Genomic DNA, 23,218 nt, shown 5'->3' with positions numbered 1-23,218 from the left:
CCGTGCCGCGCGGGAAGGAATCAGACTCGGCGCATGACCGACATGGGGGCGTTCCGCGAGGCGGTCACCGCCTGGGCGGCCGGTGGCTCCGGTGACCTCGCGCGCGAACTGGCCGCGCGGCTGTCCGTGAGGACGGCCGTTCTGCTCGAAGGACCGAGCGATCTCGCGGCGGTCGACGCGCTCGCCGAACGCCGCGGCCGGGACCTGGAGTCCGAGGGGGTCTGTGTCCTGGCGATGAACGGTGCCATGAGCGTGGGGCGTTTCGCCCGTCTCCTCGGGCCGCCGGGCCTCGGCCTTCGTCTCACGGGACTGTGCGACGAGGCGGAACGCGGCTACTACGCCCGCGCGTTGGGGCCGGCGAGCCGGGAAGACGCCGGTGCGCGGCAGGAGTTCTTCGTCTGCGCGGCGGACCTGGAGGACGAACTCGTCCGTGCGCTGGGCGTGCCCCGGGTGGAGGAACTGATCCGGGCGGAGGGCGATCTGCGGGCCCTGCGGACCTTCGTGCGCCAGCCGGCGCAGCAGGGCCGCACCGCACAGCGGCAGTTGCGGCGCTTCTTCGGCACCAAGAAGGGACGCAAGATCCGCTACGGCCGCGTCCTCGTGGAGGCGCTCTCCCCCGACCGCGTCCCCGCCCCGCTCGACGGCCTGCTCACCTCCCTGTGACCACCGGCGCCTCGCCCGCGAGGGGAGCCGGCGGGGGACGCCCTCTGGGCACGGTCCGGCGGAAGGGTGATGATGGCCGTCATGCCCTTGTCGACCGCATTCACGACGATGTTCGGTGTCCGGCATCCCATCGCCCTGGCTCCGATGGGCGGATCCGCCGGCGGCGAGCTGGCGGCGGCCGTCTCGCGTGGAGGCGGACTCGGCCTGCTGGGTGCCGGAGGGGGTGACCCGGACTGGCTGGCGCGCGAGTTGCCGATCGTGGCGGGGGCCGGAAAGCCGTGGGGTGTCGGGTTCCAGACCTGGGCGGCCGGCACGGCCGCGATCGAACAGGCGCTGGAGCACGGCCCCACGGCCGTGATGTTCTCCTTCGGCGATCCGAGCCCGTACACCGAACGGGTCCGTGAGGCCGGCGCGGCCGTGATCATCCAGGTCACCGACCTCGACGAGGCCGGACAGGCCGTGGACCTGGGCGCCGACGTCATCGTGGCGCAGGGCACCGAGAGCGGCGGGCACGGAGCCCGGCGTGGACGGTCCACGCTCCCCTTCGTACCGGTCGTCGTGGACCTGGCCGGGGAAGTGCCGGTGCTGGCGGCCGGTGGGATCGCGGACGGCCGGGGCGTGGCGGCCGTCCTCGCCCTGGGCGCCGCGGGGGCGGTCATCGGCACCCGCTTCCAGGCCACGGCCGAGGCCCTCGTCGATCCCTCGACCGCGAGGGCGCTCGTCGACGGACGCGGGCAGGACACGGAGCGAAGCCGCGTCCTCGACATCGTCCGGGGCTCCCGATGGCCGTCGAAGTACACGGCCCGCACCCTGGGCCACCCGTACCTCGACCGGTGGAGGGGCCGGGAGGGAGAACTCGCGGCGGACCCCGCGGCGGACCGCCTGGCCTATCGGGCCGATGTGGCGAGCGGGGCCGTGCCCCCACTGCCGGTCTGGGCGGGCGAGGGCGTCGACCTCGTCACCGGCCTGCCACCTGCGGCCGAACTCGTCACCGCCCTCGCCTCCGGGGCCGACCGGGCCCTGGCCCGAGCGGGACGCGGCTGACCGGGGCACCGCTCCACGGCCGGTACGTCCGTCACCACCACCGGGGGCGCCTTCCCGGCGCACCACGCCGTGCACGACTTCGTGAAAGACGGGAAGTCACCCTGACGGAATGTCACCATTGCCCGGGAAACCGTCCGGCCCGCCCCGTGCCCCTGTCGGCGTCCGGTACAGCGCCACCGCCCGACCGCTCCGGTTCAACTCACCGGGCGTGGAAATCCGTTCCTCGAAACCCGCTTCCACTCCCCCGTACGCACCCGACCGGCCGTACCCCGGCGGCACGACCCGCCGCACCTCGTACGGCCGGTCCGGTCCACGGCATCGCCGGAACAGGAGCACGCCCATGCGCCTCTACGCCCAGACCCCAGCGCGTCGGAGCCGTCAGGTCGTCGCCGACCTGATCGCCGTGGCACTGATCGCGGCCGCGGTGAAGTTCGCCCTGGTGGTCCACCACGCGATCATGCTGCTGGCCGAGCCGGGACGGAAGGCCCAGAGCGCGGGTGACAGCCTCGCGGGCGACCTCGACGACGCCGGCGACGCGGCTTCGAAGGTGCCGTTCGTCGGGGGCTCTCTGAAGAAGCCGCTCCGGTCCGCCGCCGACGCCGCCACCGGCCTCTCCGACGCCGGACAGTCGCTGGAGGACCTGGTGGGCCGCGTGGCCCTGCTGGCCACGGCGGCCCTGATCGTCCTCTCGGTGGCCTTCGTCCTGGTGCTGTGGCTCCCGCCGCGCCTGCGCTGGATCCGGCGCAGCGCCACCACCCGCCGTCTCCTCGACGCTCCCGGAGGCGCCGACCTGCTCGCCCTGCGCGCCCTGACCGGACCGCAGCGCGATCTCGCCGCGGTCCCCGCTCCGCCGGGCGGCCTCGCCGATGCCTGGCGGCGCGGAGACCAGCGGGTCATCGCCGACCTGTCCAGGGTGACCCTCAGGCGCGCGGGCCTGCGGCCGTGACGGGGGAAGGGCGCCCTTCTCCCGCCCTGCGCGGAAGTCGACGGTGCTCTTCCCCTTCCTCCACGAGAGCCGCTTCGACGGGGCGACCCTGGCCGCCGTCGACGACGTGATCGGGCGTCACCACTCCTTCGAGGCCCGGTTCGGACGCTGCGGGCGGTTCCCCGGCATCCTGTACCTCGCCCCGGAGCCGGACGCGCCGTTTCGCGCGCTCACCGAGGCCCTGGTGGACCGGTGGCCCGAAACCCCGCGAGTTCGCCGAGATCGTGCCGCATCTGACCATCGCCCAGGGGCAGGACGAGGCCGAGGCGGACCTTCGCGGCCGGCTCCCCGTCGTCACCCGTGTGGCGTCGGTCGATCTCATGGTCCACGACGGATCGCGGTGGCAGCAGCGGGCGTCGTTCGCGCTCCGGTGAACGCGGCGGGGAGGGTCCGTGGAGAGCCTCAGGTCAGCCGCTTGTGCATGACGACGCACGGGCGGCCGTGCCGACGGTCGGTACGGCGGTCGATCTCCTGCCAGCCCAGGGAGGTCCAGAAGGCCGAGGACTCCGGGGTGTTCTCCAGGACCGCCAGCCGGATGCCGTCCCTGCCCTCGCGCCGGTACCGCTCCTCCACCAGTCCGGCCAGCCGTCCGCCGATCCGCTGCCGGTGCAGGCTCCCGTGCACCAGCAGCAGCCCGATCCACGGGTGTCCGTCGACGGGATGGCGGTCGAGCAGGCACACCAGGCCGACGGCCCGGTTCCGCTCGTCCCGGGCGAGCAGGACCTCGCAGCCCTCGGTCCCCGCCTCCTCCCGCAGATCCGCCTCGAGCCGGTCGGCCGGAACGTGCTCGGGGTCGTACTCGCCGGCGGCACGGCAGTACCCCGGATTGCTCGCGTAGAGACCGACCACCTCGGTGAGCTCCTCCGGCGAGAAGCGGAGCGGCGTGAGCGTCAGCTGTGACATCCCGGCAGGCTAACCAGCCGTCCGAACAGCCGCTACGCGGACACGGTCGCGCCGCTCACGAGCAGCGCGCGCAGCGGTGCGGTGTCGGGCGTGTCGGCCACGGCCGCGTCGAGGGCGTCGTCCAGGCCCTCCTCCCACTCCTGCGGCAGAGCGAGCCCCGGCCGCGCGGCGAAGACCGGGGCCAAAACAGTTCGCCCCGGCCGGAAGGCCCCCGTTACCCTGCGCGACGTGAACGACCCCCGCGCCTCCCGCCGCCCCTCATGAGCGTCACCCGGACCCTGATCGACGTCCGGCCACTGCGTACGTCCCCGGCCTTCAGACGCCTGCTGATCGGCCGGACCGTGTCCGTGCTGGGCAGCTTCATGACCATGGTCACCGTCATGTACCAGGTCTGGGACATGACGCACAGCACGGTCTGGACCGGCGCGGTGGGACTGGCACAGGCGCTGCCGATGATCGTGTTCGGACTGTTCGCCGGTTCCTGGGCGGACCGGGGCGACCGGCGGCGGATCTTCCTGTACGCGACCGTCGGTCAGGCGGCCGTCTCCCTGCTGCTCGCGGCGCAGGGCTTCACCGGACACGTCCCGGTGGCGGGTGTGCTCGCGCTGGTCGCCGCGCAGTCCTGCTGCTCGGCGGTCGGCGGTCCCGCGGCCGGGGTGTTCGTGCCGAGGCTCCTGCCGAAGGAGCAGGTGGCCGCCGGTCTGGCGCTCCAGCAGGTCACCGGTCAGGCCATGATGCTCGTCGGTCCGGCGCTCGGCGGCGTCCTGCTCGGTCAGGCCGGCATCGGGACCTGCTACCTCGTCGACGCCCTGTCCTTCGGGCTCTCCTTCTACGGCGCGTTCGGACTGCCCGCCCTGCCGCCCGCGGGTGAACCGTCCCGGGCCGGGCTGCGCGGGGTGCTGGACGGCCTCCGTTTCCTGGCCGGGCACCGGGCGGTCCGCGGTGCCCTGGTCACCGACCTGGCCGCCACCGTGCTCTCGATGCCGACCAGTCTGTTCCCGCTGGTCAACGCCGAACGGTTCGGCGGCGGTCCCCGCACCCTCGGTCTGTTCCTCTCCGTGCTCGCCGTCGGCGGCATCGCCGCGTCCGCGCTGTCCGGGACGATCACACGGCTGGGCCGTCCCGGGCCGGTGATGCTGTGCGGGGCGGGGCTGTGGGGCGGGGCGCTCGCGGCCTTCGGCCTGGTGCACGATCCGTGGGCCGGTCTCGTGCTCCTGGCCCTGGCCGGGGCCGGGGACGCCGTCTCGGTGATCTCGCGCAGCACGATCGTGCAGACCCGTACGCCGGACGTCCTGCTGGGCCGGGTGACGGCGGCCGAACAGATCGTCGGTCAGGCCGGCCCCCATCTCGGCAACCTGCGCGGCGGTGTCGTCGCCGGCTGGACCTCGGGGGCGACCTCCCTGGTCAGCGGTGGGCTCCTGTGTCTGTCCGCGGTCCTCTGGGTCGGCGCGAGAACCCCGGAACTGCGCGGTGGATCCGCTCCCGGGCCCCGTGCCGGCACCGTGCCGCTCAAGTCCGCCGACGTCCCCGTGCCCGACGGACCGTGACCGGCGTGACCGGCGTGACCGCAGTACGCAAGGGTGCCGCGGGCGAAGAAGTACCGTGCGCCTGCGCGACGGGTGCCGGACGAGGCGCTTGAATACCGGAGCGTGACTACCGAACCTCAGCGTTTCACCGTCCTGCTGGTCCCCGAGTACGTCGAGAACAAGGACACCGTCTCCGCGCGGGAGGCGGCCGTGCGATCGGCGGTCGTCGAAGCGACCGGCGAGACGGGCGAGACCGGCTACCCCCGCTACGCGGGCGACGGGATCGTGGCCGACATCGATCCCCGTACGCGCACGGTCGAGGCGTTGCTGGTCGACGGCGCGGAACTGGACTACGGGCTGAGCGCCCTGGTCGCTTCCTGATCAGCCGGCCGTCCCGGCGAGCTGGTCGTCCAGTGCGGCGCGGAGCCAGTCGTGGGTGGCGCCGGGGGTCGGGTCCGGGGAGGCGGAGACCTCGGCGGTGAGTTTCCAGTAGTGGTCGATGCGGGGGTCCGCGGCCAGCTGTCCGCTGAGTCCGCGGCGAAAGGCGGGTGTGTCCCGCGTGCCGCGCGAGCGGGCGTAGGCGGAGACGAAGCAGTCGAGCGCCTCGCCCGCTCTCGGCGCCCGCTCCGCCCGGAGCTGGGGCGACGCCAGCGCGTACGCCTCGACGAGACCGTCGTAGAGCACGTCCGGACGGCCCCCGTCGGGTCGGTGTGCCGCGGGCTGGCCGTTGCCCGTGCCGGGACAGGGGGCGGTCACGAAGGCGTGCAGCCGGGTGAAGGCCAGCACCTGGGCCGGTATCGGGGCCTCGGGAAGCTGCGGCACGGAGTGTTCGACGACCACGGAGGCGAGCCGGGCCGGGAGCCGCGGCGGCAGCCAGCGCCGCCAGAAGCGCGCCAGCGGTGCGGTGCTGGGAGGGACGGGCACGGCGCCGATGAGCCGCAGACGGGCGGCGCGTTCCTCCGGGGCGCAGTCCTGGACCAGTCGGAGGGCGGCCTCCTGCCAGCGCAGGGCGGTGAGCCGTGAGCCGATCCGCCGCAGCTGCCCCGCGACGACGTCCTCCAGCGTGTCGTCCTGGTCGAGGATCCGTTCCACTTCGGGGACCGGCAGGTCGAGGGTGCGCAGGGAGCGGATCAGGTGCAGCCGGTCGAGTGCCTCGGGACCGTAGCGGCGGTGGCCGCCGCCGCTGCGGGCTTCTTCGGGCAGCAGCCCTCGGTCCGAGTAGAAGCGGACGGTCTTGACGGTGACGCCGGCGCGCTCGGCGAGCTCTCCGATGCTCCACGTGCTGTCGGGGGACACGGACTTGAACCTCCCTCAGGGGGAGTTCCTACCGTACCGGCGAGCGCGGGGCGGCGGTACGCCGGTCCCCGCGGACCACCGTGCGAGGAGGCAGTGATGACGGCGTTCGTCCTGGTGGCGGGGGCCCACACCGGCGGCTGGGTCTGGCGGGAAGTGGCCGCCCGGCTGCGGGAGTCGGGGGCGCGGGCGTATCCGGTGACGCTCACCGGCATGGGTGACCTGGACCGTCCGGCGGGTCCTGACACGGACCTGGAGACGCACATCCACGATCTGCTGCGGCTGATCGACGAGGTGGACGCGGCGGAGGTGGTCCTGGTCGGTCACTGCTACGGCATCTACCCGGTGCTCGGCGCGGCCGACCGGCGTCCCGGACGGATCGCCCGGATCGTCCACCTGGACGCGGGCATGCCCCGGAACGGCGACCGGGCCCTGACGCTGGTGCCGGACGAGGCCGTCCGCGACCGGCTGTCCCACCGGTCGTCCGACGCGGCCGACGCCGCACGGCCGGTCCCGCCGCCGGCGCTCGACGCGTGGCAGCGCTGGGGCAGCGTCGCCGGGATCCCCCCGGCCGCCCTGACACGGCTGGCGGAGGAGGCCGTCCCGCAGCCGGCGGGCACGCTCACCCAGCCGCTGCGCCTGACGGGAGCGGTCTCCGCGCTGCCGTCGACCGGCGTCCTGTGCACCGGCAACGGTTCCGGCATCGCGATGGTCGAGGACCTGGTGAGGATGGGGGACCCCCGGTTCCAGGCCCTCGCCGACCCCCGGGTGACCTTCTTCGAACTCGGCACCGGGCACTGGCCGATGCTCTCGCGCGCGGACGAGGTGGCCGCGACGCTGCTGCGGGCCGCCGCGGGGGAAGGCCACCGGGTGACCGTCGCGGCGGGCGAGCGGCCGGGGCACCTCCGCCCGTTCCTGCTGGACGTACCGCGACGGCGCCGCGAGCGGATCGGACGGGTCGACCTCCACTTCCCCGGCGATCTCCCCGGGCCTCTTCGGGGTGACCTCCCCGGCGACTCCCCGGAAGCCGGGGGACCGTGGCCGGCGGTGGTGTTCGTCCACGGCGGCCCGGTCCACCCCGATGTGCGGCCGACTCCGCGCGACTGGCCGGGGTTCGTCGGCTACGCCCGCTGCGTGGCGGGTCTGGGGGCGGTCGGCGTCACGCTGGACCACCGGCTGCACGATCTCGCCGACTGCGGACGGGCCGCCCGGGACGTCGCCGAAGCGGTCGACCTCGTACGGGTCGACCCGCGCGTCGACGCGGACCGCGTGGCCCTGTGGTTCTTCTCCGTCGGCGGGCTGCTGTCGGCGGACTGGCTCGCGGCGCCCCCGCCGTGGTTGCGGTGCGTGGCGGCGACCTATCCGGTCCTGGCACCGGTGCCGGGCTGGGGAACGGTCGATCCCCGGTTCCGCCCGGCGATCGCCGTACGGGGCGCGGAACGGCTGCCGGTCGTGCTGACCCGGGTGGAACGGGAGCGCGCCGGGATCGCGGTGACGGTCGAGGAGTTCCTGGCCGCCGCGAAGGAGTGCGACGCCGATGTCGAGGTGATCGACGTACCGGGCGGCCGCCACGGTTTCGAGACGACCGACCGTTCCGAGCGGGCGCGCCACGCCGTGGAACGCGCGGTGCGGTCCGTACTGGGCCACCTGCGGGACTGAACGGCCACCGCTTCCAGCGGGGTGATCACGGCTTTCAGCGGGGTGCTCACCGCTTCCGCCGGGGTGGTCACCGCTTCCACCGGAACGGTCACGGCCGAGCGGTCACCCGCCCGTGCGCCGTCACAACAGGCTTTCGTCCCGGACCTTCCACTCCTCGCCCAGCTCGTCGCGCAGGGACTCCAGCGCGGCGCGCGCCTGTTCTTTGAACAGCTGCTGGTCCTGGCTGGACCAAGGGGACGGATTCAGCGGGTACTTCCAGTCGATCGAGGACTGGTACCGCTCGGAGAGCCGCGCCAGCTCGGCCCGCAGGGCCGGGCTGATCGGCAGGAGCTCCAGATCGCACGGGTAGCCGTACTCGCTGTCCATGTCCTCCGGCCACAGCGGTGTGTCCACTCCGAGCTCGAAGAAGAATCTCAGGTACCTGACCATGCTGAACTCTCGCACACGGACCGCCCGTTGAGGACGGCGGCCTCTTCGTCACCTCGGGGTCCGCTCCGAGAGCGCCCGGGTGAACGGGGTGACGGGACGCTCCAGGGCCTCGCCGTCCACGGTGATGTCGACCGCCTCGTTGTAGAAGGCCAGGAGGTTCTTGATCGTGCCCACCGCGGGCAGCGGATCCGGGTAGCTCCAGACGATGTCCGGCGGGACGGCGGCACCGCCCCGCCACGACCAGTACTCGGCCGTGCCCTTGTAGGGGCAGCCGGTGCGGTGGTCGGTGGGGACGAACAGTTCCAGGCGGACGTCCTCGCGCGGGATGTAGAACCGTGTGGGCAGTGCCGTCTCGAAGAGCAGGACCGGGCGGGCGGTTTCGGCGACGAGGGTGCCGTCGATCTCGACCCGGACGTGACGGCTGCTCGCCATGGCGTCCACCCGTTTGTGCGGGTCGCGCGGGTGGACGAAGATCTCTTCCTCCTCCTCGTACCAGTGGTCCAGGCCTCGGCCGGTGCGCCGGAACCACTCGAAGGCGATGTGGCCGGCCAGGTCGGACGCGGGGAAGGTCCAGGCCGCGTTCTCCAGCAGCTCGCCGTCGAGCTCGAGGTCGTAGAAGATCCGCGATCCGGTGTGCGTGCCCGTCGCGGGGTTCTTCGCGGGGCGGAGCAGGTCCTCGCGTACCTCCTCGCGCGGGAAGGCGTACGTCGGCACCGGCACCTCCGGCTCCCACACGAGGACGGGGTGCCTGCTGTCCACGACGGCCACCCCGCCCCGGCGACCACGCACCCAGCGGCCGCTGGGTTCCCACAGCAGGCCCTCGGGGGTCGTCCGGACGGCTCGCGCGGTGAGGAATGTGGTCATGGCCGGTCCTCCTTCGGATCGCCCGGCGGACGGGCGACGGCCATAACCAGTCATCCGGCCGAGCATGCACAGGTCTGCTTTTATCGGACTTGTTCAGCATCATATGACCCACCGCGGTGTGACCTTCGAATGATTGTCCGTGCACAGCAAGCCCGGGTTTGGCATATTGCGTACGGAGACCGACCGCGTCGCCGTGCCGCTTCGGCGCCGACGAGCACAGAGCGAAGAACGCCGACACGAAGCCGCAGGCTTCTCGCACTTCCTGGGGAGAACAGTGCGCAAGGGAAGGGTCATGCGTCGTCTCGTCGACGAACTGGTCGCCGGTGTCGCGTTACCGGTCCCCACGGAGCCGGACGCCCTGTTCGACGCTTTGATCCGCCTGGTCAGTGCGAAGACGGGACGGGAACTCGTCGTCCTGCGCAAGGAGTTCCCGCACCGGACGGCCAGTGGTCTCTGGCTCGACCTGCCCGACCGCGACATCATCGTGATCGACGAACGGGCCACCCCGCTCCATCAGTTGGCGATCTTCTTCCACGAGGTCTGGCACCTGCTCGACGGCGCCTGCGGCAACCACGCCGTCGGCCGGTCCGTGGCGACCCGGATGCTCTCCACCCGCCCGGATCTGCCCGAGCTCGACGAAACGGTGCGCAGGGTGGCCGCGCGCTCCGAGTTCGAGCAGGACGAGGAGAGGACCGCCGAGACGTTCGGTCTGCTGGCGGCCACGCGGTTCCGCGTCTGGCTGGAGAGCGAGCCCGGCGCGATACCCACGGGCCGCGGTGACATCGCCGGACGCATCAGCGCGTCGCTGGGAAACCGCCGTCGGCAGGTCTGAGCCGTGAACTCCTCCGGCTACTACGTACCCGCCGCCGCCCTGTGGATCTGCTTCGCCGTGAAGGTCCCGGATCTGCGGAGAGCCTGGCGCGACCCGCTCATCCGGTCGGTCTGCGTCGTCATCGCCGTGGGCGGCGCGGGATTCTTCTTCGCGGCTCCCCCGACGATCGCCGCGGTGAACGACGTCAGCGGGATCCCCAACGTCTCGAGCCTGCTGGTGTACATCATCATCAGCGGGTTCAGCGCCTCCTGCCTGCTGCTGATCGTCCACTGGCGCGGCGGGCCGCCCGAGCACGTGCGACGGGTCTCACGGCACTGGCTCCTCGCGTACACGCTGGTCGTCGCCGCCCTGACCGTCCTGTTCGGCCTGGGCGACGCTCCGGTCGAACGCCGCACCGACTTCGACACGTACTACGCGTCGGCGCCGTTCATCGGCGAGATGATCATGCTGTACCTGCTGGCGCACATGACCGCCGCCCTGGTCACCACCCTGATGTGCTGGCGCTGGGCCCTCCAGGTCCACGGCTGGCTGCGGGCCGGCCTGTGGATCCTGTGCGTCGGCTGGCTGCTGAACCTCTCCTTCAGCGGCCTCAAGCTCGCCGCGGTGGCCGCTCACCGGAGCGGCCTGGACTGGGATGTTCTCAGCACCACCTTCTCCCCTCTCTTCTCGGCCATGGCCGCCCCCTTCGCCATCGTCGGATTCCTGCTGCCCCTGGTGGGCCCCTGGGCGGTCGGCACCGGACGGACCCTCGCCGCCTACGTACGCCTCGGACCGCTGTGGGACGAACTGAGCGGTGCCAGCCCCGGCACGCCCCTCGCCGCGCCCATCCGCTGGTACGCCTCGCCCCAGGTCCACCTGACCCGCCGCGAGGCGGGCATCCAGGACGGGCTGAGCCTCGTGCGTCCGCAGCTCGACGACGAGTTCCGCGCACGCGCGCAATCGGCCGCCGAAGCCTCCGGCAGCAGCGGCCCGGACGCCGTCCTCGTCGGTCAGGCGGCGATGATCCGCGCGGCCTCGCAGGCCACTCGTCAGGGCCGCACCCGCGCACCGCGCGTTCCCGGGGACTCCGCCGTCCCGACCTCGCGTGCCGCTCTCGTGGGGGTGTCCCGCGCCCTGCGCGGCTCCCCCGTCGTGGCCGCCGTCCGCGCCGATCGCGCGGTGGCGTCCCGTCCTGCCGTCGAACACGTCGAGGATGGCGAGAAATCACCCACATGAGCTCCTCCGCCACCCCGCCCGCGGGGGCCACGACCGCGCCGCTCCCCCACCGGACCGGTGCGCCCGCGGCCCCGGCGGAGCCCTTCGCCTCCTCCGGGGCACGGCTACGGACCCGTACCGGTCCCCGGCCGCGCCGCGAGGTCCCCGTGCCCGGGCCCGCGGTGGACCCGCACGCGAGCCCCTGTCCAAAAGGCCGTGGGCGATGAACGGCAGCGGCCTGGTGTTCTACGTCCCCGGCGCGATCCTGCTGATCGCCGTCGCGATCAAGGCCCCCTCCCTGAAGGAGACCTGGCGGGACCCCGCGACCCTGCCCAGCACCGCGATCCTGCTGATCGGCTCCGCCGTGTGCGTCCTGTCCGCACCCCCGACGATCACCGCGGTCAACGCGTTCACCGGGATCGCCAACTTCTCTGGACCGCTGGTGTACTCCGGCATGTCCGCGCTGAGCGCCGCGTACCTCGTCCTGATGGTCGCGTGGCGGGGCGGGCCGCGCTCCGCGTTCAAGCGGCGGACGCTTCTGGTCGTGGCCCTCTACACGCTGGTGATCATCGGGATCGTGGTGCTCTTCGGGCTGGCCGACGCGCCCGTCGAGCGGACACGGGACATGGACACCTACTACGCCCGCACACCGTACATGCGCGAAATGATCCTGCTGTACCTGGTGTTCCACACCTTCGCCACCGTCGCCCTGACGTGCATGTGCCTCAGCTGGCTCCGGATGATCACCGGCATCACGCGCACCGGTCTGACCCTGATCGGCATCGGCAGTTGCTTCGACCTGTCCTACCAGGTCGCGAAGTACACCTCCATGGCAGCCCGTTGGACCGGCCACGACTGGGACTTCCTCAGCACCGACGTGTCGCCGCCCCTGGTCGCGACGGCCGGCGTCCTCGTCGCCGCCGGCTTCGCGCTGCCCCGCCTCGGCCCCCCTCTCGCGGACAACGTGCGCGCCTGGAACCGCTACCGGCTCCAGAAACCGCTCTGGGCGGAACTGCGCGAGCTGCGCGGACCGGCCACAGCCGAATTCCGCTGGTGGACCTCTCCCGTGGTGCGGCTGACCCAGCAGGAGATCACGATCCTGGACGGCGTCCTGGCCTGCGTGCCCTATCTGGACAGGGAGATCCGTGACGCCGCCTACGCCGAGGCGCTTCGCCAGTCGGTCCCGCCGGCGGACCTCGGCCCTTCACCGGGGATCCGCGGCCGGTGGGCGAGGATCGGCACATGGAAACCGCGGCCTTCGCCCCGCCCCGCCGCCCCGGGCCCGCATCGGACCGCCGGCGCGCCGCAGACGGTGCTGGAGGACGCGAGGGTGGTGGCGGACGCCGCCATGCTGGCCGCGGCCCGCATACGTGTGACGGGCCGTCACCATGCTTTCCGCACCACCGAGGTGAGGCTCCTCGAGACCGTGGAGAGGCCCCACACCAGGGTCAGGCTCGCCCGGGCCATCGAGACCTCGCCCATCGTCGCGGCGGCCCGTCGGCGGGCGGCCCTGCAGGAGGTACACCAGGAATGACCGCGGCGCCAGAGCGATCCCGACCGCGTACGAGGTGCCGCTCCCGCCAAAAGGGCCGCGCCGCCGGCCGATGCCGGGCACATGGGGCGTCCCCGCCGCCCCGGCTCGTGCCCCGGCGGCCGTGGACGTGACGGTACGTTGTCTCCCGCAGTTCGAACTCCGGTGCTTCTGAAGGCGATTGTCCGTCAGGGGCCTTCACGGCCGGACGGCCGCCAGAAAGGGTGCTCCCGCCAATGCCCGAGAGATCGTCCGGTCGTCGGCCTGCCGCGCTCGTGATCGGAGGAGGCATGACCGGCATGCTCGCGGCCGCCGTGCTCTCCGACCACGCGGACGTCACGGTCGTCGAGTCCGACGTCCTGCCCCGGCTGCCGACCCCGCGCAAGGGACTGCCTCAGGCCCGCCACGCCCATCTGCTCTGGTCGGGCGGGGTGCGGGCCCTCGAGGACCTGCTGCCCGGCATCACGGATCAGCTCGTCACGCGCGGCGCCCGCCGCGTGCCGATCATGTCGGGCATGGTCAGCAAGGCACCCTCCGGGCAGTGGTTCAGGCGGTTCGACGGCGCCCGCCACCTCAACCTCGTGTGCAGCCGCGATCTGCTCGACTCGACGATCCGTGCCGAAGTCCTCCGGCTTCCCCGCGTGACCTTGCGGGAGCGGACCGAACTCGTCGCCCTCGAAGGCGACGCGGACCGCGTGACCGGGGTGCGCGTACACGGTCCCGCGGGAGACGGGGTGCTCCCGGCCGGCCTGGTCGTCGACGCCACCGGACGCGCGAGCCGCGCACCGGTCTGGCTGACGGACCTCGGCCTGCCGCCGGTGGAGGAACGGGTCGTCGACGCCGGCGTGGGCTACGCGAGCCGGTTCTACCGGGCCCCCGCCTCCACGGGCGAGGACTTCCCCATCGTCAACGTACAGGCGGATCCCAGGCGGCCGCCGGGCAGGGGCGGGATCATCCTCCCCGTCGAGGAGGGCCGGTGGCTCGTCACCCTCTCCGGCACCAGAGGGGGCCGGCCCAGCCGTGACAACGGCGCGTTCGTGCCCTTCGCCCGCTCTCTCGCCCATCCGGTCATCGGGGACCTCCTCGCCGGGGCGGAGCCGCTCGGCGACGTCGTCACCACCCGCAGCACGGCCAACAAGCGGCGCTACTTCGAGAAGTCCCCGAAGTGGCCGGCCGGCTTCGCCGTTCTGGGAGACGCCGTCGCCGGATACAACCCCGTCTACGGACACGGCCTGACGGCTGCCGCGCAGAGCGTCCTGGCGCTCAAGAGGGTGCTCGCCGGGCACGCCCTCGACTCCCCGGAGACGGCCAGGCGCATCCAGCGTCGTGCGGCACGCCCTGTCGGACAGGCCTGGGATCTCGCCGTGGGCCAGGACGTCCTCTACCCGGGTGCCACGGACGGGACGCCGAGCAGACTGGAACGTGCCGCAGCCGGGTTCGTCGACCGCGCGGTCGACGCCGGGGCGCGCAATCCCCACGCCTTGCGGATACTCCTGGACGTCATGAGCATGGAGCGGCCCCCGGCCCGGCTCCTCGCGCCCGACATGCTCTTCCGTGTCTTCCTCGGCCGGAAGGAACCCCTTCTGGACGGCCCCCCGCTGACGGAGGACGAACGGAAGGCGGCGGGGCTCTGATCACGCCGGGCGGTCCACCGGGCATCGCGGGCCGGAGTCCGGCGGCGGGGGCGGACCCGCGGGACCGGACGGAAACCAGAGACCGGACGGAAACCAGGGCGAGAGGATGATCGTCATGGCCGACTGGGACCTCCGGCCCGCGTCGCTCCGGGACGTCGAGGCGGTGGCCGAGCTGCGTGCCGTGGTGCTGCGGGCGGATCTGGAGCGGCTCGGGCGGTACGACCCGCACCGGGTGCGGCAGCGGCTGCGGGACGGATTCGAGCCGGCGCACACCTGGGTGATCGAGGTCGCCCGGGCCTTCGCCGGCTGCGTGGCCCTGCGACCGGACGACGACGCCCGGTGGCTCGAACACTTCTACCTGGCTCCCCGCCTTCAGGGGCGCGGCATCGGCTCGGGCGTGCTGGGCGAGCTGCTGGAGCGGTGCGACCGCTCCGGCGACCGGGCCCGGTTGAACGTGCTGCGGGGCAGTCCGGCCCGGCGGCTGTACGAGCGGCACGGGTTCACGGTCGAGACGGAGGATCCGGTGGACGTGTTCATGGTGCGCGAGGCCCTGCCGGTGAGCGAGCCCGGCTGACGCCCGCGGGAACGGTCCCCCGGGCCGTCCCCCGGCACGGGGCGTGCCGCCGGGCCGGTCCGGCGCGGGCAGGCCCTTCGGCTCCCCCTCGGTAGGGCCGACCGGCCCTACACGGTCCCGGCTCGCGGAGGGACGATGGGTGGATGTCCCAGGAAGACAGATTTCACGAACTCGACCGCCAGGAGTGCTTGCGCCTCCTGGCCAAGGTCCCGGTCGGCCGCGTGGTGTACACCCGGCAGGCACTGCCCGCGGTCCTCCCGGTCAACTTCTGTCTGGACACGGACGACTCCGTCCTGTTGCGCACCTCGTCGGACTCGGAGCTCGTCCGCGCGATCGACGGCGTCGTGGTCGCCTTCGAGGCGGACGAGTTCGACGTGGAGACCCGGTCCGGCTGGAGCGTGGTCGTCACCGGACGGGCCACCGTCGTGACCGACGCCGCCGAGCGCGAACGGCTGTCGCAGGTCGGTCCGACGTCCTGGATGCCGTTGCGGAACGCGGTGTTCGTACGGATCGAATCGGAGATGGTCACCGGACGCGACCTCAGGGGACACGCCTGAGCCGGTGACCGCCGGTCGGGTCCTGTCCGCACGGCCTCCCCGCCGCTCAGGACCCGCCCGGGAGGCCCGGGGCCCCCGGGTCCGGCTCCGCCGCCGGTGCGGGGGCCGCGCAGGCGCGCGGTGTGCGGCCCCCGTCGGTGCCGTATCCGAAGCGGATCAGCACCTGCGGGCCGCACCGCCGTTTCGCCCCGGCCATCGCCGCCCGCAGGTCCGGCCACTCCATCGCCTGGTGCAGCACCGAGGTGCGCACCCCGTGACGGGTCGCCGTGAGCAGTACGCGTTCCAGGGCCTGCCCCGCCCTCAGCCAGTCCTCCCGCCAGTCGTAGGCGGTCCACAGCAGGGCCACCTGGGCGTGACGCTCGAAACGCAGGGCCGGCAGCCGCGGCACGGGCCGCCCGCCGGTGAAGTCCCGCACCGGCATCCTGCCGGAGGCGTCCCGCGCGCCCAGGGCCGTGACGGGTATGCCGTACGGCGCGTCGTTGCCCGGCACGGTGACCCAGGAGCGCTCCTCGTCCAAGCGGGCCGGGTCGGCGCAGTTGCGGTCCTCGGCCGCCTGCGTCAGGCGCAGCAGGCGCCGGGTCCCGATGATGTCCGGCACCTCCAGGTGCGCGCCCTCGGCCCGGGCCGAGCAGGCCATCTCGTACGCGATCGGGTCCGGCACGGGGCGGCCGGTGAAGGGCATCCTGCTCGTGTGGCGTCGCGCGACCTCCTCGTACAGGTCGCGCAGAGGCAGCCGGGCGTCCTCGGCCGGCCTGGTGAGCCGTACGGTCGCGAGCAGGTCCGGATCCTGCGGGACGGGGCAGAGCCGGACGAGCGGGTCCCAGCCGAGGTGCTCGGCGGCCACCCGGAGGTTGAGGACGGCCGCGCCCACCGACAGGTGCTGGGCGCGCAGCCGGGGATCGGCCTTCGGCAGCCGGCGGGCCCGGTCGAGACGGACCTGGATCACTCCGGTGTCCGGGTCCAGGCCGAACCGCCAGGGCTGGGTGTTGTGGATCGACGGTGCCGCCACCGCCGCGGCCAGCAGGGTACGAACCGTCGCGGCGTCGACTTTCCGGGTCTGCATCGGGGCTCCTTCGCACGGGAGAACGGTCGGGTCAGGTGGAGGGCAGGGCGGTGGCGAGCAGGACGACGCCGAGGGAGCCCACGAGGGAGACGACCGCCAGGCAGCGGGCCAGGTCCGGGCGGCCCCTGGCCTGGGCGACGCCGTGGCCCGCCGCGGCGATCATGACCACGGCGAACAGGGCGAGCTTGGCCGCCAGGGTGCGTCCGTAGCCGGGCTCGGCGAGCGAGGCCCAGGTGACGCCCCTGTGCCAGGCCATGGCCCAGCCCGTGCCCAGTTGCACCGGCAGGAACACGGCCCCGGTGAGCATCCCGAACCGGCGTCCCGCCGCGGCGGTGAAGCGGTCCTTGGCCCCGGGGTCGAGCAGGCGGCGGGCCAGCGGCAGGATCACCAGGGACAGGGCCAGCTGACCGCCGACCCACAGGACGGCGCCCGTCACGTGCGCGAAGCGTACGAGGGACCACCAGCCGACGGTGTCCATCAGTCGCTCACCTCCACCATGCCGTGCGCTCCGGCCTCGGCGTGGCGCATGTCGTGGTCGACGAAGGCGTAGTGCCCGGCCGCCGGGAACACCGTCTCGACGAAGCCGCCCTGCGCGGTGGCGAGGTCCAGCACCTGGGATCCCCCCGCCTGGCGGGGTCGCAGCAGGTAGGCGCCCTCCCTGTACACGGTGTCGAAGACGGTGCCGACGACGTGGAAGGCGATGCCGTCGCTCGGCCCGGCCGCGACCACCCAGAAGCGGACCCGCTCACCGGCCTTCGCCTTCAGGGGCCGCTGGGCGTACTGGTTCGCGATGCCGTTGAAGACCCAGGCGTCCGGGGTGCCGTCGCGCATCTTCTTCACCTGGGCGGTACTGCCCGGGGTACCGAGGTAGAGCTCGGAGGAGACCAGCACGTACTCGTGGTCGACCTTCTTCAGGCCGGGCGGGTCGATGATCACGGCGCCGTACATTCCGTTGCCCATGTGCTGGAGCATCGGTGAGGTGCTGCAGTGGTACAGCCAGGCTCCGGCCCGCTCGGCGCGGAAGCGGTACACCAGGCGTTCACCGGGCTGGATCGTGCGCATGGGTCCGTCGGGGGCGAGGGAACCGGCGTGGAAGTCGATGCCGTGGCCCATGGCGGTGTCGTCGTTGACGAGGGTGACCTCGAAGACGTCACCGACCTCGCCGTGCAGGGTGGGGCCGGGGGCGCTGCCGCCGAAGGTCCACATCTGCTGCTTCACGCCCGGGGCCACCTCGGCCTCGGTGTGCGCGGCGCGCAGTTCCACCGTGTGGAGCGTTCCGCCGGGCACGGGGGCCAGCGCCGCGTCGCGGGGCCGCCAGCCCGCGGAGAAGTCGGCGGAGAGGTCGGGACCTCCGTCGGAGGCCGCGGCCATGGAACCGTGGTCGTGCGCGCCCGCGGCGTCGGTGCCGCCGCCGGTGTCTCCGGTGTTCTCGGTGACGACGATGGACATCGACATCCCGGCCGCCCGATGGCCGGGCAGGGTGCACCATGCCTCGCGGTTCCCGGTGATCCGTCCGACGTCGAGCGTGCGGGTGTGCCCCTCGGCGAGCATCGGTGTCGCCGGGCCGTCCTCGACCTTGAGGTCGTGGCGCATGGCGTCGCTGTTGGTGACCTTCAGTCGCAGGGTGGTGCCGGTGGCGACCTCGATCCGGGCCGGGCGGATCCGCATGTGGGCCAGGGTGACGGCGACGGTACGGGTGGCTCCGGAGTCCCCGCCCGTCGTTCCGGCGGCGGCATCGGAACCGCCCGTGCCACCACCGCTGTTCGCCACCAGGACGGCCAGCACGGTCACCACGGCGCCCGCGGCGGTGCCCCACAGGACGGGGCGCCGCGCCGGGCCGGCTCCGTCGGGCGCCCGTGAAGGACCGCGGCCGCCGCGGACGAGCACGGCCACCACCAGGGCGAGGAACGCTGCTGCGGCCGCTGCGGCGAGCAGTCCGCCCGCGGTACCGGCCGGGCCGGGCAGCTCCATGAGGGCGACGCCGAGGTTGAGGACCGCCAGCCGCGCCGGCCAGTACCGCTCCAGTACCGCGCGCAGCGCGGCCCGCTCCTTGGGACCGGAGGAGAGCACGACGGGGAGGAGATAGGTCAGGGCCCCGACGAGGACCTGTGCGACGAGTCCGACGAGCAGGACGGGGACCAGCGTGCCGAGGTCCTCCTGGACCGCGGCGAGCGGCCGGGCGGTCAGGAGCCCCAGGTCGGCGGTCACACCGATGACCAGCCATCCCATGGCCGCGGCCAGCATCCACGCTGCCGCCGCGGAGACCGCGGGACTCCTGCGTGGCGTACGGGCGAACAGGTACCCGGTGGCGACGACGCCGACGGCGTAGAGGGTCATGCCGAGAACGGCGGCGGGGCGCCGTCCGGCCGCCAGTCCGGCGACCGCGGTCAGCAGGCCGCCGCCGGTCAGCAGCAGCACCCGGCGGGCCAGCCGCGTGGTGCGTTCGGCCATGCGCACGCCCAGGACGGTGGGCCAGAGCATGAACAGCGTGCCCAGCACCGGCAGTCCGATCCAGCCGAGCAGTGTGATGTGCACGTGAGCCAGCTTGAGCCCGGTGTAGTACCGCGGGCCGCCCCGGCCGGTGGCCAGCAGCCAGCCGAGGACCGCGCCGACGAGCAGCGCCGCGGCGGCGGCACGGTAGTAGTCGGCGATCGGGGCGAGCCGTCCGCCCAGCGCTCCCCGCCCCATGCGGACGAGCACCACCAGGTGGGCGGTGATCGCGGCGATCAGCAGGGCGCAGCCGGCGCCGGTCAGGGCGGGCAGGTCCGCCCACACGCCGGTGACGACACCCACGACCCCGAGGTTGACGCCGGCCAGCCGGGCGCCGCTCCAGCGCCGGTCGGGCAGCCGGGCGTGGAGCATGGCGACCGCGAAGTGCTCGCTCCACACCACGATCGCGGTGGTGGCGGCACCGAGCAGGAACAGGTGGATCGCGAGCCAGCGGGCCACCGGCAGGGTCTGCCGTTCGGTCGCCGCCAGCAGGGCGAGCGCCGCCCAGGCCACGACCAGACCGTGGGCGGCCAGGTGACGGCCGCGCTGTCCGGACGCCTTGAACCTGCTGGGCGGCCGGGTGCCTCCGGCGGTCAGGTCATCGGTCTTGCTGCGCACGGTGGTGCTCCTTGCCGCCCGGGGCGGCGGTCGGGCGGGTACCCACGGGTGGCCGTGAACGGGTGCCGCCGGCCGTCAGCGCGGCCAGTTCCCGCTGGTGGGGGAAGGACCCGGGGACGTAGCCGCACCACGGCTCCTCGGCGTAGGGGTCGCCGGTGACGCCGTAGGCGCGCGAACGGGAACCCCCGCAGACCTGGCGGAACTCGCACGCCCCGCATCTGCCGCCCAGCCGGTCGGGGTCCCGCAGACCGGTGAACAGCTCGGAGGTGCGGTAGATCTCCGTCAGCGGCCGCTCGCGCACGCTGCCCGCGCCGAGCGGCAGGAACCCGCTGGGGTGGACGGATCCGGTGTGCGAGACGAAGACGAAACCGCGGCCCGCGTTGACGTCGAGCGGTGGACGGCGGACCCGGCGCACCGCGTCGGCCAGGCCCAGTTCGGCCGCCCGGTCGCGCAACTCCCTGTACAGCGGGCCGAGTCCGAGCGCCGTGACATGGTCCTCGCCCTTGTCCGCGAGGATCTGCCGCTGGAGCGCGACCCGGCGGAAGTGGTGGGCCTCGGTCGTCTTGGCGGGGACGGTCAGGCCCACGTCGTGGACGAAGTTGAGGACGTCCTCGACCTCGCCCGGTGTCAGCACGCCGAGGTCGCGGCCCCGGCCGGTGGGCACCAGGAAGAAGGCGCTCCACAGCATCGCCCCGTGTTCGGCGACCAGGCGGACGATGTCGGGGAGGTCGTGCAGGTTGTGCCGGGCGACGGTGGTGTTGATCTGCACCTTCAGGCCGAGGGCACGCGCCGTGTCCCAGGCGTCCAGGGTCCAGCGGAACACTCCGGGCACCCCGCGGAAGGCGTCGTGGAGTTCGGCGGTGGAGCCGTCCAGGCTGAGGGAGAGCCCGGAGGCGCCCGCGGCGTGCACGGCGCGCAGCCGCTCCTCGGTGAGCGTCGGGGTGCCGGAGGGCGAGACGGCGACCCGGACCCCGATCCTCCTGCCGTAGGCGATGAGGTCCGTCAGGTCGGGGCGCTGGAAGGGGTCCCCTCCGGTGATCACGAACAGGGGGGCGGGCTGCCCGAAGGCGGCCACCTGTCGCAGCAGGTCCTGGGCGGCGACGGTGTCCAGCTCCCGGGGGTCACGGTCGGGCACGGCCTCGGCACGGCAGTGGAGGCAGGCCAGCGGACAGGCCCGGGTGGACTCCCAGATGACGATGAACGGCCGCTGCCCCGCGTCGTGGCGCTGACGGCGGACGGCGTACGTGACGGTGCTCATCGGGCGGTCCTTCCCGGCGTCCCGCGACGGTGTCCGGCCGCCCTGGAGTCAGGGCAGACGAGGGGGGCGGCCGGACGGTGACCGGGCCGGACCGGGCGCGGCACCCATCGTGAGCGGCAGCGATGAGAGCGGCCTTGAAGGCCGGCGGTGTGGTCGTGCACGGTGTTCCTCCGGATCGGTCGCCGTCAGCATCCACCGGCGGCGGCGGTCGGCGCGGCGGCCGATGGTCTTCTCCGACGGAGCCGACGGTCCCTTTTCGCGACGGGCGCGCAGGGCCGACGGTCCCCTTTACGGCAAACGCATCAATTCGGTCAATTCGCCAGAAAACGGCGAAGTCCTGGTCCCGGGCGGGCGGGCCGCCGTGTGTTCAGGGGCGGTTCGGGGGGCCGGACGTCAGGGTGTCCGCGGTCACGACCAGTGCGACACCCAGACCGGTCAGCGCGGCCCCCAGACCGGCGACCAGGGTCGTGATCTGCCACGCCTGGTACGCGGACATCAGCGAGGCGCGCAGGGACTGGCCCATGAACGCGGTCTGGCGCAGCCGGGAGAGCTGCTCGTCCTCACCGCCGGCGGCGTGCAGCTCGGCGGTGATCTCCGCGTAGGTGCGGCCGCCGGTGGCACGGACGAGATTGCCCTTGATGAACTCGGCGTAGGCGAGCGCCTCGGGTCCTGTTTCCACGGAGTGCCCGGCGTGGGCCCGGAGATCGGCGGGCAGCCCCCGGTCCGGGAAGGTGATCTTCTGGGCGGTCAGTTCGGTACGGATCTGCTTCCTGCCGCCGCGTGCGCGCACCAGCATGACCGGCCCGGCCACGGCCAGGGCCGCGCCCACCGTTCCGAGCAGGGTGCCGGCCCGACGGTGTGTTCCGTCCATGGCGTGTCTTCCTTCTTTCCTCGTGAGCCTGCGGGCCGGCGGATGCGTGCGTCCGCCGGTCCGGGTGATGCCCGGCCTCTGCCGGGAGGGGGAACGGGGTGACGCCGCGTCAGTGGTGGCCGATCCGCAACCGCCAAGCTTCAGGGCCGCGTTCCAGGTACTCCACCGAGAAGACCCCGGGGCTGCGCTGCTCGATCTGCGCGAGGAGCGGCAGCGGGTCGTGCGGGGCGACCAGCACCATCGCGGTGCCGGCCGGGACGGCGTCGAGGGCGCCGAACACGGTGGCGTGGCGCAGGGCGTGCGGGACCTCCCGTACGTCCAGCTCGGGCTCCGCCGCCTCCTCGGCACCCCCGCAGGCGCACACTCCGCCGCAGCCGCCGCTCTCCTCGACCGGTTCTTCCCGCATGTCGTGTCCTTTCTCGGTGTTCCGGTTCCCACGGGCGCTCTTGACGGACGCGTCGTCCGCGAGGCGCCGGTGCGTGTCCGCGAGCAGTGCCGCGAGCGACACCTCGGGGGTCATGGCGAGCAGCGGCAGCACGATGCCGTTCTCCTTGGCCAGGTGCTCCTCGAAGAGCACCTGCAGGGCCCGGGCGTCGGCCGCCGCACCCGCCGGGGTGGGCGCCGCGCGCAGGGAGTCCACGAGCGCGGCCAGACAGCGGTGTTCGCCGATCAGGCTCTCGACGAGCAGTCGGGCCTCGGGCATGCCGTGAGCGGCCGGGTAGAGGTCCGCCTCCTCGGCTTCGGCGTGCGGCAGCAACGCCCGGTCGCAGAAGGCCACGAGGCCGCGGCGGATCTCCTCGGCGGTGCCCCCGTCCCGGTCCACGGCCGTGAGCAGCATCCTCACCCGCCCGGCCAGTTCCCCGGCGAGGCGGGCGTGGTGCATCGAGGCGGTCTCGAGGGCCGTGGCGTCCTCGGGGGCCGAGGCGAGGGTGAGCACACTCATCGCGGTGTCTCCAGCGGATCGGAGGTCGGCTCGGCCGACCGGTTCGGGGGTGACGGTTCGGGTGGTGACGGTTCGGGGGTGGCGGCGTTCCGGGGTCCGGTGCCGGGAGGGCGGATGCCGCCTCCGGCCGCGGTGGAGCAGCCGGAGGCACGGCCGAACCGGGCGGTACGCGCCATGAGCGCCGCGCCGGTGGCGGGCCGGGGACGGGGATCGGCCGTCCGGCCGGCACGGGACCCGGTGGTCCGGGCCGACGGCCGTTCCGCGGTTCGGTCGATGCCCAGCATGCA

General features: G+C 73.4%; 24 protein-coding genes and 1 pseudogene. 14 read left to right on the top strand and 11 right to left on the bottom strand.

The window, feature by feature from the left end:
* Nucleotides 1–33 precede the first annotated feature (33 nt).
* The 5 genes and pseudogenes from ACICHK_RS37545 (at nucleotide 34) to ACICHK_RS37525 (ending at nucleotide 3,066) form a co-directional block, all read left to right on the top strand.
* Nucleotides 34–663: a TOPRIM nucleotidyl transferase/hydrolase domain-containing protein gene (locus ACICHK_RS37545; protein WP_406840447.1), complete on the top strand. Its 630-nt coding sequence runs from the start codon at nucleotides 34–36 to the stop codon at nucleotides 661–663.
* An 81-nt stretch (nucleotides 664–744) separates the two neighbouring features.
* The gene (locus tag ACICHK_RS37540) at nucleotides 745–1,707 is read left to right on the top strand and encodes an NAD(P)H-dependent flavin oxidoreductase (RefSeq protein WP_406840446.1); all 963 of its coding nucleotides are present in this window, start codon (nucleotides 745–747) and stop codon (nucleotides 1,705–1,707) included.
* 340 nt (nucleotides 1,708–2,047) lie between these two features.
* On the top strand, nucleotides 2,048–2,653 hold the full coding sequence (locus tag ACICHK_RS37535; RefSeq protein WP_406840445.1) for a hypothetical protein: 606 nt from the start codon (nucleotides 2,048–2,050) through the stop codon (nucleotides 2,651–2,653).
* Between the two features lie 43 nt (nucleotides 2,654–2,696).
* Nucleotides 2,697–2,846, top strand: a pseudogene (locus ACICHK_RS37530) (2'-5' RNA ligase family protein); the annotation flags it as partial.
* 70 nt (nucleotides 2,847–2,916) lie between these two features.
* A complete protein-coding gene (locus ACICHK_RS37525; protein ID WP_406840444.1) occupies nucleotides 2,917–3,066 on the top strand; it encodes a hypothetical protein in 150 nt (49 codons plus the stop codon).
* A 28-nt stretch (nucleotides 3,067–3,094) separates the two neighbouring features.
* On the opposite strand, the gene ACICHK_RS37520 is transcribed toward ACICHK_RS37525, so the two are convergent.
* Nucleotides 3,095–3,595 carry a GNAT family N-acetyltransferase gene (locus ACICHK_RS37520; protein ID WP_406840443.1) on the bottom strand — a complete coding sequence of 167 codons (501 nt, stop codon included), beginning with the start codon at nucleotides 3,593–3,595 and terminating at the stop codon, nucleotides 3,095–3,097.
* A gap of 32 nt (nucleotides 3,596–3,627) precedes the next feature.
* Nucleotides 3,628–3,780 (bottom strand): hypothetical protein, encoded by a 153-nt coding sequence (locus ACICHK_RS37515; protein ID WP_406840442.1) that lies wholly within the window; start codon nucleotides 3,778–3,780, stop codon nucleotides 3,628–3,630.
* A gap of 75 nt (nucleotides 3,781–3,855) precedes the next feature.
* On the opposite strand from ACICHK_RS37515, the gene ACICHK_RS37510 reads away from it, so the two are divergent.
* Entirely contained in the window at nucleotides 3,856–5,142 is a 1,287-nt protein-coding gene (locus tag ACICHK_RS37510) for an MFS transporter (protein ID WP_406840441.1), read from the top strand.
* Nucleotides 5,143–5,244: 102 nt separating this feature from the next.
* The gene (locus ACICHK_RS37505) at nucleotides 5,245–5,502 is read left to right on the top strand and encodes a hypothetical protein (RefSeq protein ID WP_151471729.1); all 258 of its coding nucleotides are present in this window, start codon (nucleotides 5,245–5,247) and stop codon (nucleotides 5,500–5,502) included.
* Here the strand turns inward: ACICHK_RS37505 and ACICHK_RS37500 are convergent, their stop codons facing one another.
* Nucleotides 5,503–6,417 (bottom strand): MerR family transcriptional regulator, encoded by a 915-nt coding sequence (locus tag ACICHK_RS37500; RefSeq protein ID WP_406840440.1) that lies wholly within the window; start codon nucleotides 6,415–6,417, stop codon nucleotides 5,503–5,505. It lies immediately after the preceding gene.
* 96 nt (nucleotides 6,418–6,513) lie between these two features.
* On the opposite strand from ACICHK_RS37500, the gene ACICHK_RS37495 reads away from it, so the two are divergent.
* Nucleotides 6,514–8,073 carry an alpha/beta fold hydrolase gene (locus ACICHK_RS37495; RefSeq protein WP_406840439.1) on the top strand — a complete coding sequence of 520 codons (1,560 nt, stop codon included), beginning with the start codon at nucleotides 6,514–6,516 and terminating at the stop codon, nucleotides 8,071–8,073.
* A gap of 120 nt (nucleotides 8,074–8,193) precedes the next feature.
* Here the strand turns inward: ACICHK_RS37495 and ACICHK_RS37490 are convergent, their stop codons facing one another.
* Together ACICHK_RS37490 and ACICHK_RS37485 are read right to left on the bottom strand one after the other, a co-directional pair.
* Nucleotides 8,194–8,502, bottom strand: a complete 309-nt coding sequence (locus tag ACICHK_RS37490; protein WP_406840438.1) for a hypothetical protein — start codon at nucleotides 8,500–8,502, stop codon at nucleotides 8,194–8,196.
* Between the two features lie 48 nt (nucleotides 8,503–8,550).
* A complete protein-coding gene (locus ACICHK_RS37485; protein ID WP_406840437.1) occupies nucleotides 8,551–9,366 on the bottom strand; it encodes a DUF427 domain-containing protein in 816 nt (271 codons plus the stop codon).
* Nucleotides 9,367–9,658: 292 nt separating this feature from the next.
* Between ACICHK_RS37485 and ACICHK_RS37480 the strand changes: the two genes are divergently transcribed.
* The 6 genes from ACICHK_RS37480 to ACICHK_RS37455 all read left to right on the top strand — a co-directional run bounded on the left by ACICHK_RS37480 (nucleotide 9,659) and on the right by ACICHK_RS37455 (nucleotide 15,688).
* A complete protein-coding gene (locus tag ACICHK_RS37480; RefSeq protein ID WP_406840436.1) occupies nucleotides 9,659–10,198 on the top strand; it encodes a toxin-antitoxin system, toxin component in 540 nt (179 codons plus the stop codon).
* A gap of 3 nt (nucleotides 10,199–10,201) precedes the next feature.
* On the top strand, nucleotides 10,202–11,413 hold the full coding sequence (locus ACICHK_RS37475) for an MAB_1171c family putative transporter (RefSeq protein ID WP_406840435.1): 1,212 nt from the start codon (nucleotides 10,202–10,204) through the stop codon (nucleotides 11,411–11,413).
* A 202-nt stretch (nucleotides 11,414–11,615) separates the two neighbouring features.
* The gene (locus tag ACICHK_RS37470) at nucleotides 11,616–12,926 is read left to right on the top strand and encodes a hypothetical protein (RefSeq protein WP_406840434.1); all 1,311 of its coding nucleotides are present in this window, start codon (nucleotides 11,616–11,618) and stop codon (nucleotides 12,924–12,926) included.
* Nucleotides 12,927–13,159: 233 nt separating this feature from the next.
* On the top strand, nucleotides 13,160–14,557 hold the full coding sequence (locus ACICHK_RS37465; RefSeq protein ID WP_406840433.1) for an FAD-dependent oxidoreductase: 1,398 nt from the start codon (nucleotides 13,160–13,162) through the stop codon (nucleotides 14,555–14,557).
* A 115-nt stretch (nucleotides 14,558–14,672) separates the two neighbouring features.
* Nucleotides 14,673–15,131 (top strand): N-acetyltransferase family protein, encoded by a 459-nt coding sequence (locus ACICHK_RS37460; RefSeq protein ID WP_406840432.1) that lies wholly within the window; start codon nucleotides 14,673–14,675, stop codon nucleotides 15,129–15,131.
* A 143-nt stretch (nucleotides 15,132–15,274) separates the two neighbouring features.
* Nucleotides 15,275–15,688: a pyridoxamine 5'-phosphate oxidase family protein gene (locus tag ACICHK_RS37455; RefSeq protein ID WP_151471719.1), complete on the top strand. Its 414-nt coding sequence runs from the start codon at nucleotides 15,275–15,277 to the stop codon at nucleotides 15,686–15,688.
* A 46-nt stretch (nucleotides 15,689–15,734) separates the two neighbouring features.
* Here ACICHK_RS37455 and ACICHK_RS37450 read toward each other — a convergent pair whose 3' ends face one another.
* From ACICHK_RS37450 to ACICHK_RS37425, 6 genes are all read right to left on the bottom strand, one after another.
* On the bottom strand, nucleotides 15,735–16,751 hold the full coding sequence (locus ACICHK_RS37450; protein ID WP_406840431.1) for an Acg family FMN-binding oxidoreductase: 1,017 nt from the start codon (nucleotides 16,749–16,751) through the stop codon (nucleotides 15,735–15,737).
* A 31-nt stretch (nucleotides 16,752–16,782) separates the two neighbouring features.
* Nucleotides 16,783–17,229: a hypothetical protein gene (locus ACICHK_RS37445; protein ID WP_406840430.1), complete on the bottom strand. Its 447-nt coding sequence runs from the start codon at nucleotides 17,227–17,229 to the stop codon at nucleotides 16,783–16,785.
* The gene (locus ACICHK_RS37440) at nucleotides 17,229–19,859 is read right to left on the bottom strand and encodes a multicopper oxidase domain-containing protein (RefSeq protein ID WP_406840429.1); all 2,631 of its coding nucleotides are present in this window, start codon (nucleotides 19,857–19,859) and stop codon (nucleotides 17,229–17,231) included. Before ACICHK_RS37440 ends, ACICHK_RS37445 begins: the two co-directional genes overlap by 1 nt.
* A complete protein-coding gene (locus ACICHK_RS37435; protein ID WP_406840428.1) occupies nucleotides 19,840–21,117 on the bottom strand; it encodes a TIGR04053 family radical SAM/SPASM domain-containing protein in 1,278 nt (425 codons plus the stop codon). Before ACICHK_RS37435 ends, ACICHK_RS37440 begins: the two co-directional genes overlap by 20 nt.
* Before the next feature lie 367 nt (nucleotides 21,118–21,484).
* The gene (locus ACICHK_RS37430) at nucleotides 21,485–21,988 is read right to left on the bottom strand and encodes a hypothetical protein (protein WP_406840427.1); all 504 of its coding nucleotides are present in this window, start codon (nucleotides 21,986–21,988) and stop codon (nucleotides 21,485–21,487) included.
* A 109-nt stretch (nucleotides 21,989–22,097) separates the two neighbouring features.
* On the bottom strand, nucleotides 22,098–22,931 hold the full coding sequence (locus ACICHK_RS37425) for a DUF2249 domain-containing protein (RefSeq protein ID WP_406840426.1): 834 nt from the start codon (nucleotides 22,929–22,931) through the stop codon (nucleotides 22,098–22,100).
* Nucleotides 22,932–23,218 lie beyond the last annotated feature (287 nt).

It is taken from the genome of Streptomyces sp. AHU1 (genome assembly GCF_045343905.1).
GTDB lineage: Bacteria > Actinomycetota > Actinomycetes > Streptomycetales > Streptomycetaceae > Streptomyces > Streptomyces triticiradicis.
The sequence above is the reverse complement of the archived record's forward strand: the minus strand, read 5'-3'. Positions and strand labels throughout refer to the sequence as shown.

Coding starts and splice junctions, on each gene's coding strand:
- ACICHK_RS37460 (WP_406840432.1), top strand. CDS start 14,673: ATGGCCGACTGGGACCTCCGGCCCGCGTCGCTCCGGGACGTCGAGGCG.
- ACICHK_RS37485 (WP_406840437.1), bottom strand. CDS start 9,366: ATGACCACATTCCTCACCGCGCGAGCCGTCCGGACGACCCCCGAGGGC.
- ACICHK_RS37545 (WP_406840447.1), top strand. CDS start 34: ATGACCGACATGGGGGCGTTCCGCGAGGCGGTCACCGCCTGGGCGGCC.
- ACICHK_RS37470 (WP_406840434.1), top strand. CDS start 11,616: ATGAACGGCAGCGGCCTGGTGTTCTACGTCCCCGGCGCGATCCTGCTG.
- ACICHK_RS37535 (WP_406840445.1), top strand. CDS start 2,048: ATGCGCCTCTACGCCCAGACCCCAGCGCGTCGGAGCCGTCAGGTCGTC.
- ACICHK_RS37455 (WP_151471719.1), top strand. CDS start 15,275: ATGTCCCAGGAAGACAGATTTCACGAACTCGACCGCCAGGAGTGCTTG.
- ACICHK_RS37490 (WP_406840438.1), bottom strand. CDS start 8,502: ATGGTCAGGTACCTGAGATTCTTCTTCGAGCTCGGAGTGGACACACCG.
- ACICHK_RS37495 (WP_406840439.1), top strand. CDS start 6,514: ATGACGGCGTTCGTCCTGGTGGCGGGGGCCCACACCGGCGGCTGGGTC.
- ACICHK_RS37425 (WP_406840426.1), bottom strand. CDS start 22,931: ATGAGTGTGCTCACCCTCGCCTCGGCCCCCGAGGACGCCACGGCCCTC.
- ACICHK_RS37435 (WP_406840428.1), bottom strand. CDS start 21,117: ATGAGCACCGTCACGTACGCCGTCCGCCGTCAGCGCCACGACGCGGGG.
- ACICHK_RS37480 (WP_406840436.1), top strand. CDS start 9,659: ATGCGTCGTCTCGTCGACGAACTGGTCGCCGGTGTCGCGTTACCGGTC.
- ACICHK_RS37430 (WP_406840427.1), bottom strand. CDS start 21,988: ATGGACGGAACACACCGTCGGGCCGGCACCCTGCTCGGAACGGTGGGC.
- ACICHK_RS37520 (WP_406840443.1), bottom strand. CDS start 3,595: ATGTCACAGCTGACGCTCACGCCGCTCCGCTTCTCGCCGGAGGAGCTC.
- ACICHK_RS37540 (WP_406840446.1), top strand. CDS start 745: ATGCCCTTGTCGACCGCATTCACGACGATGTTCGGTGTCCGGCATCCC.
- ACICHK_RS37450 (WP_406840431.1), bottom strand. CDS start 16,751: ATGCAGACCCGGAAAGTCGACGCCGCGACGGTTCGTACCCTGCTGGCC.
- ACICHK_RS37465 (WP_406840433.1), top strand. CDS start 13,160: ATGCCCGAGAGATCGTCCGGTCGTCGGCCTGCCGCGCTCGTGATCGGA.
- ACICHK_RS37510 (WP_406840441.1), top strand. CDS start 3,856: ATGAGCGTCACCCGGACCCTGATCGACGTCCGGCCACTGCGTACGTCC.
- ACICHK_RS37445 (WP_406840430.1), bottom strand. CDS start 17,229: ATGGACACCGTCGGCTGGTGGTCCCTCGTACGCTTCGCGCACGTGACG.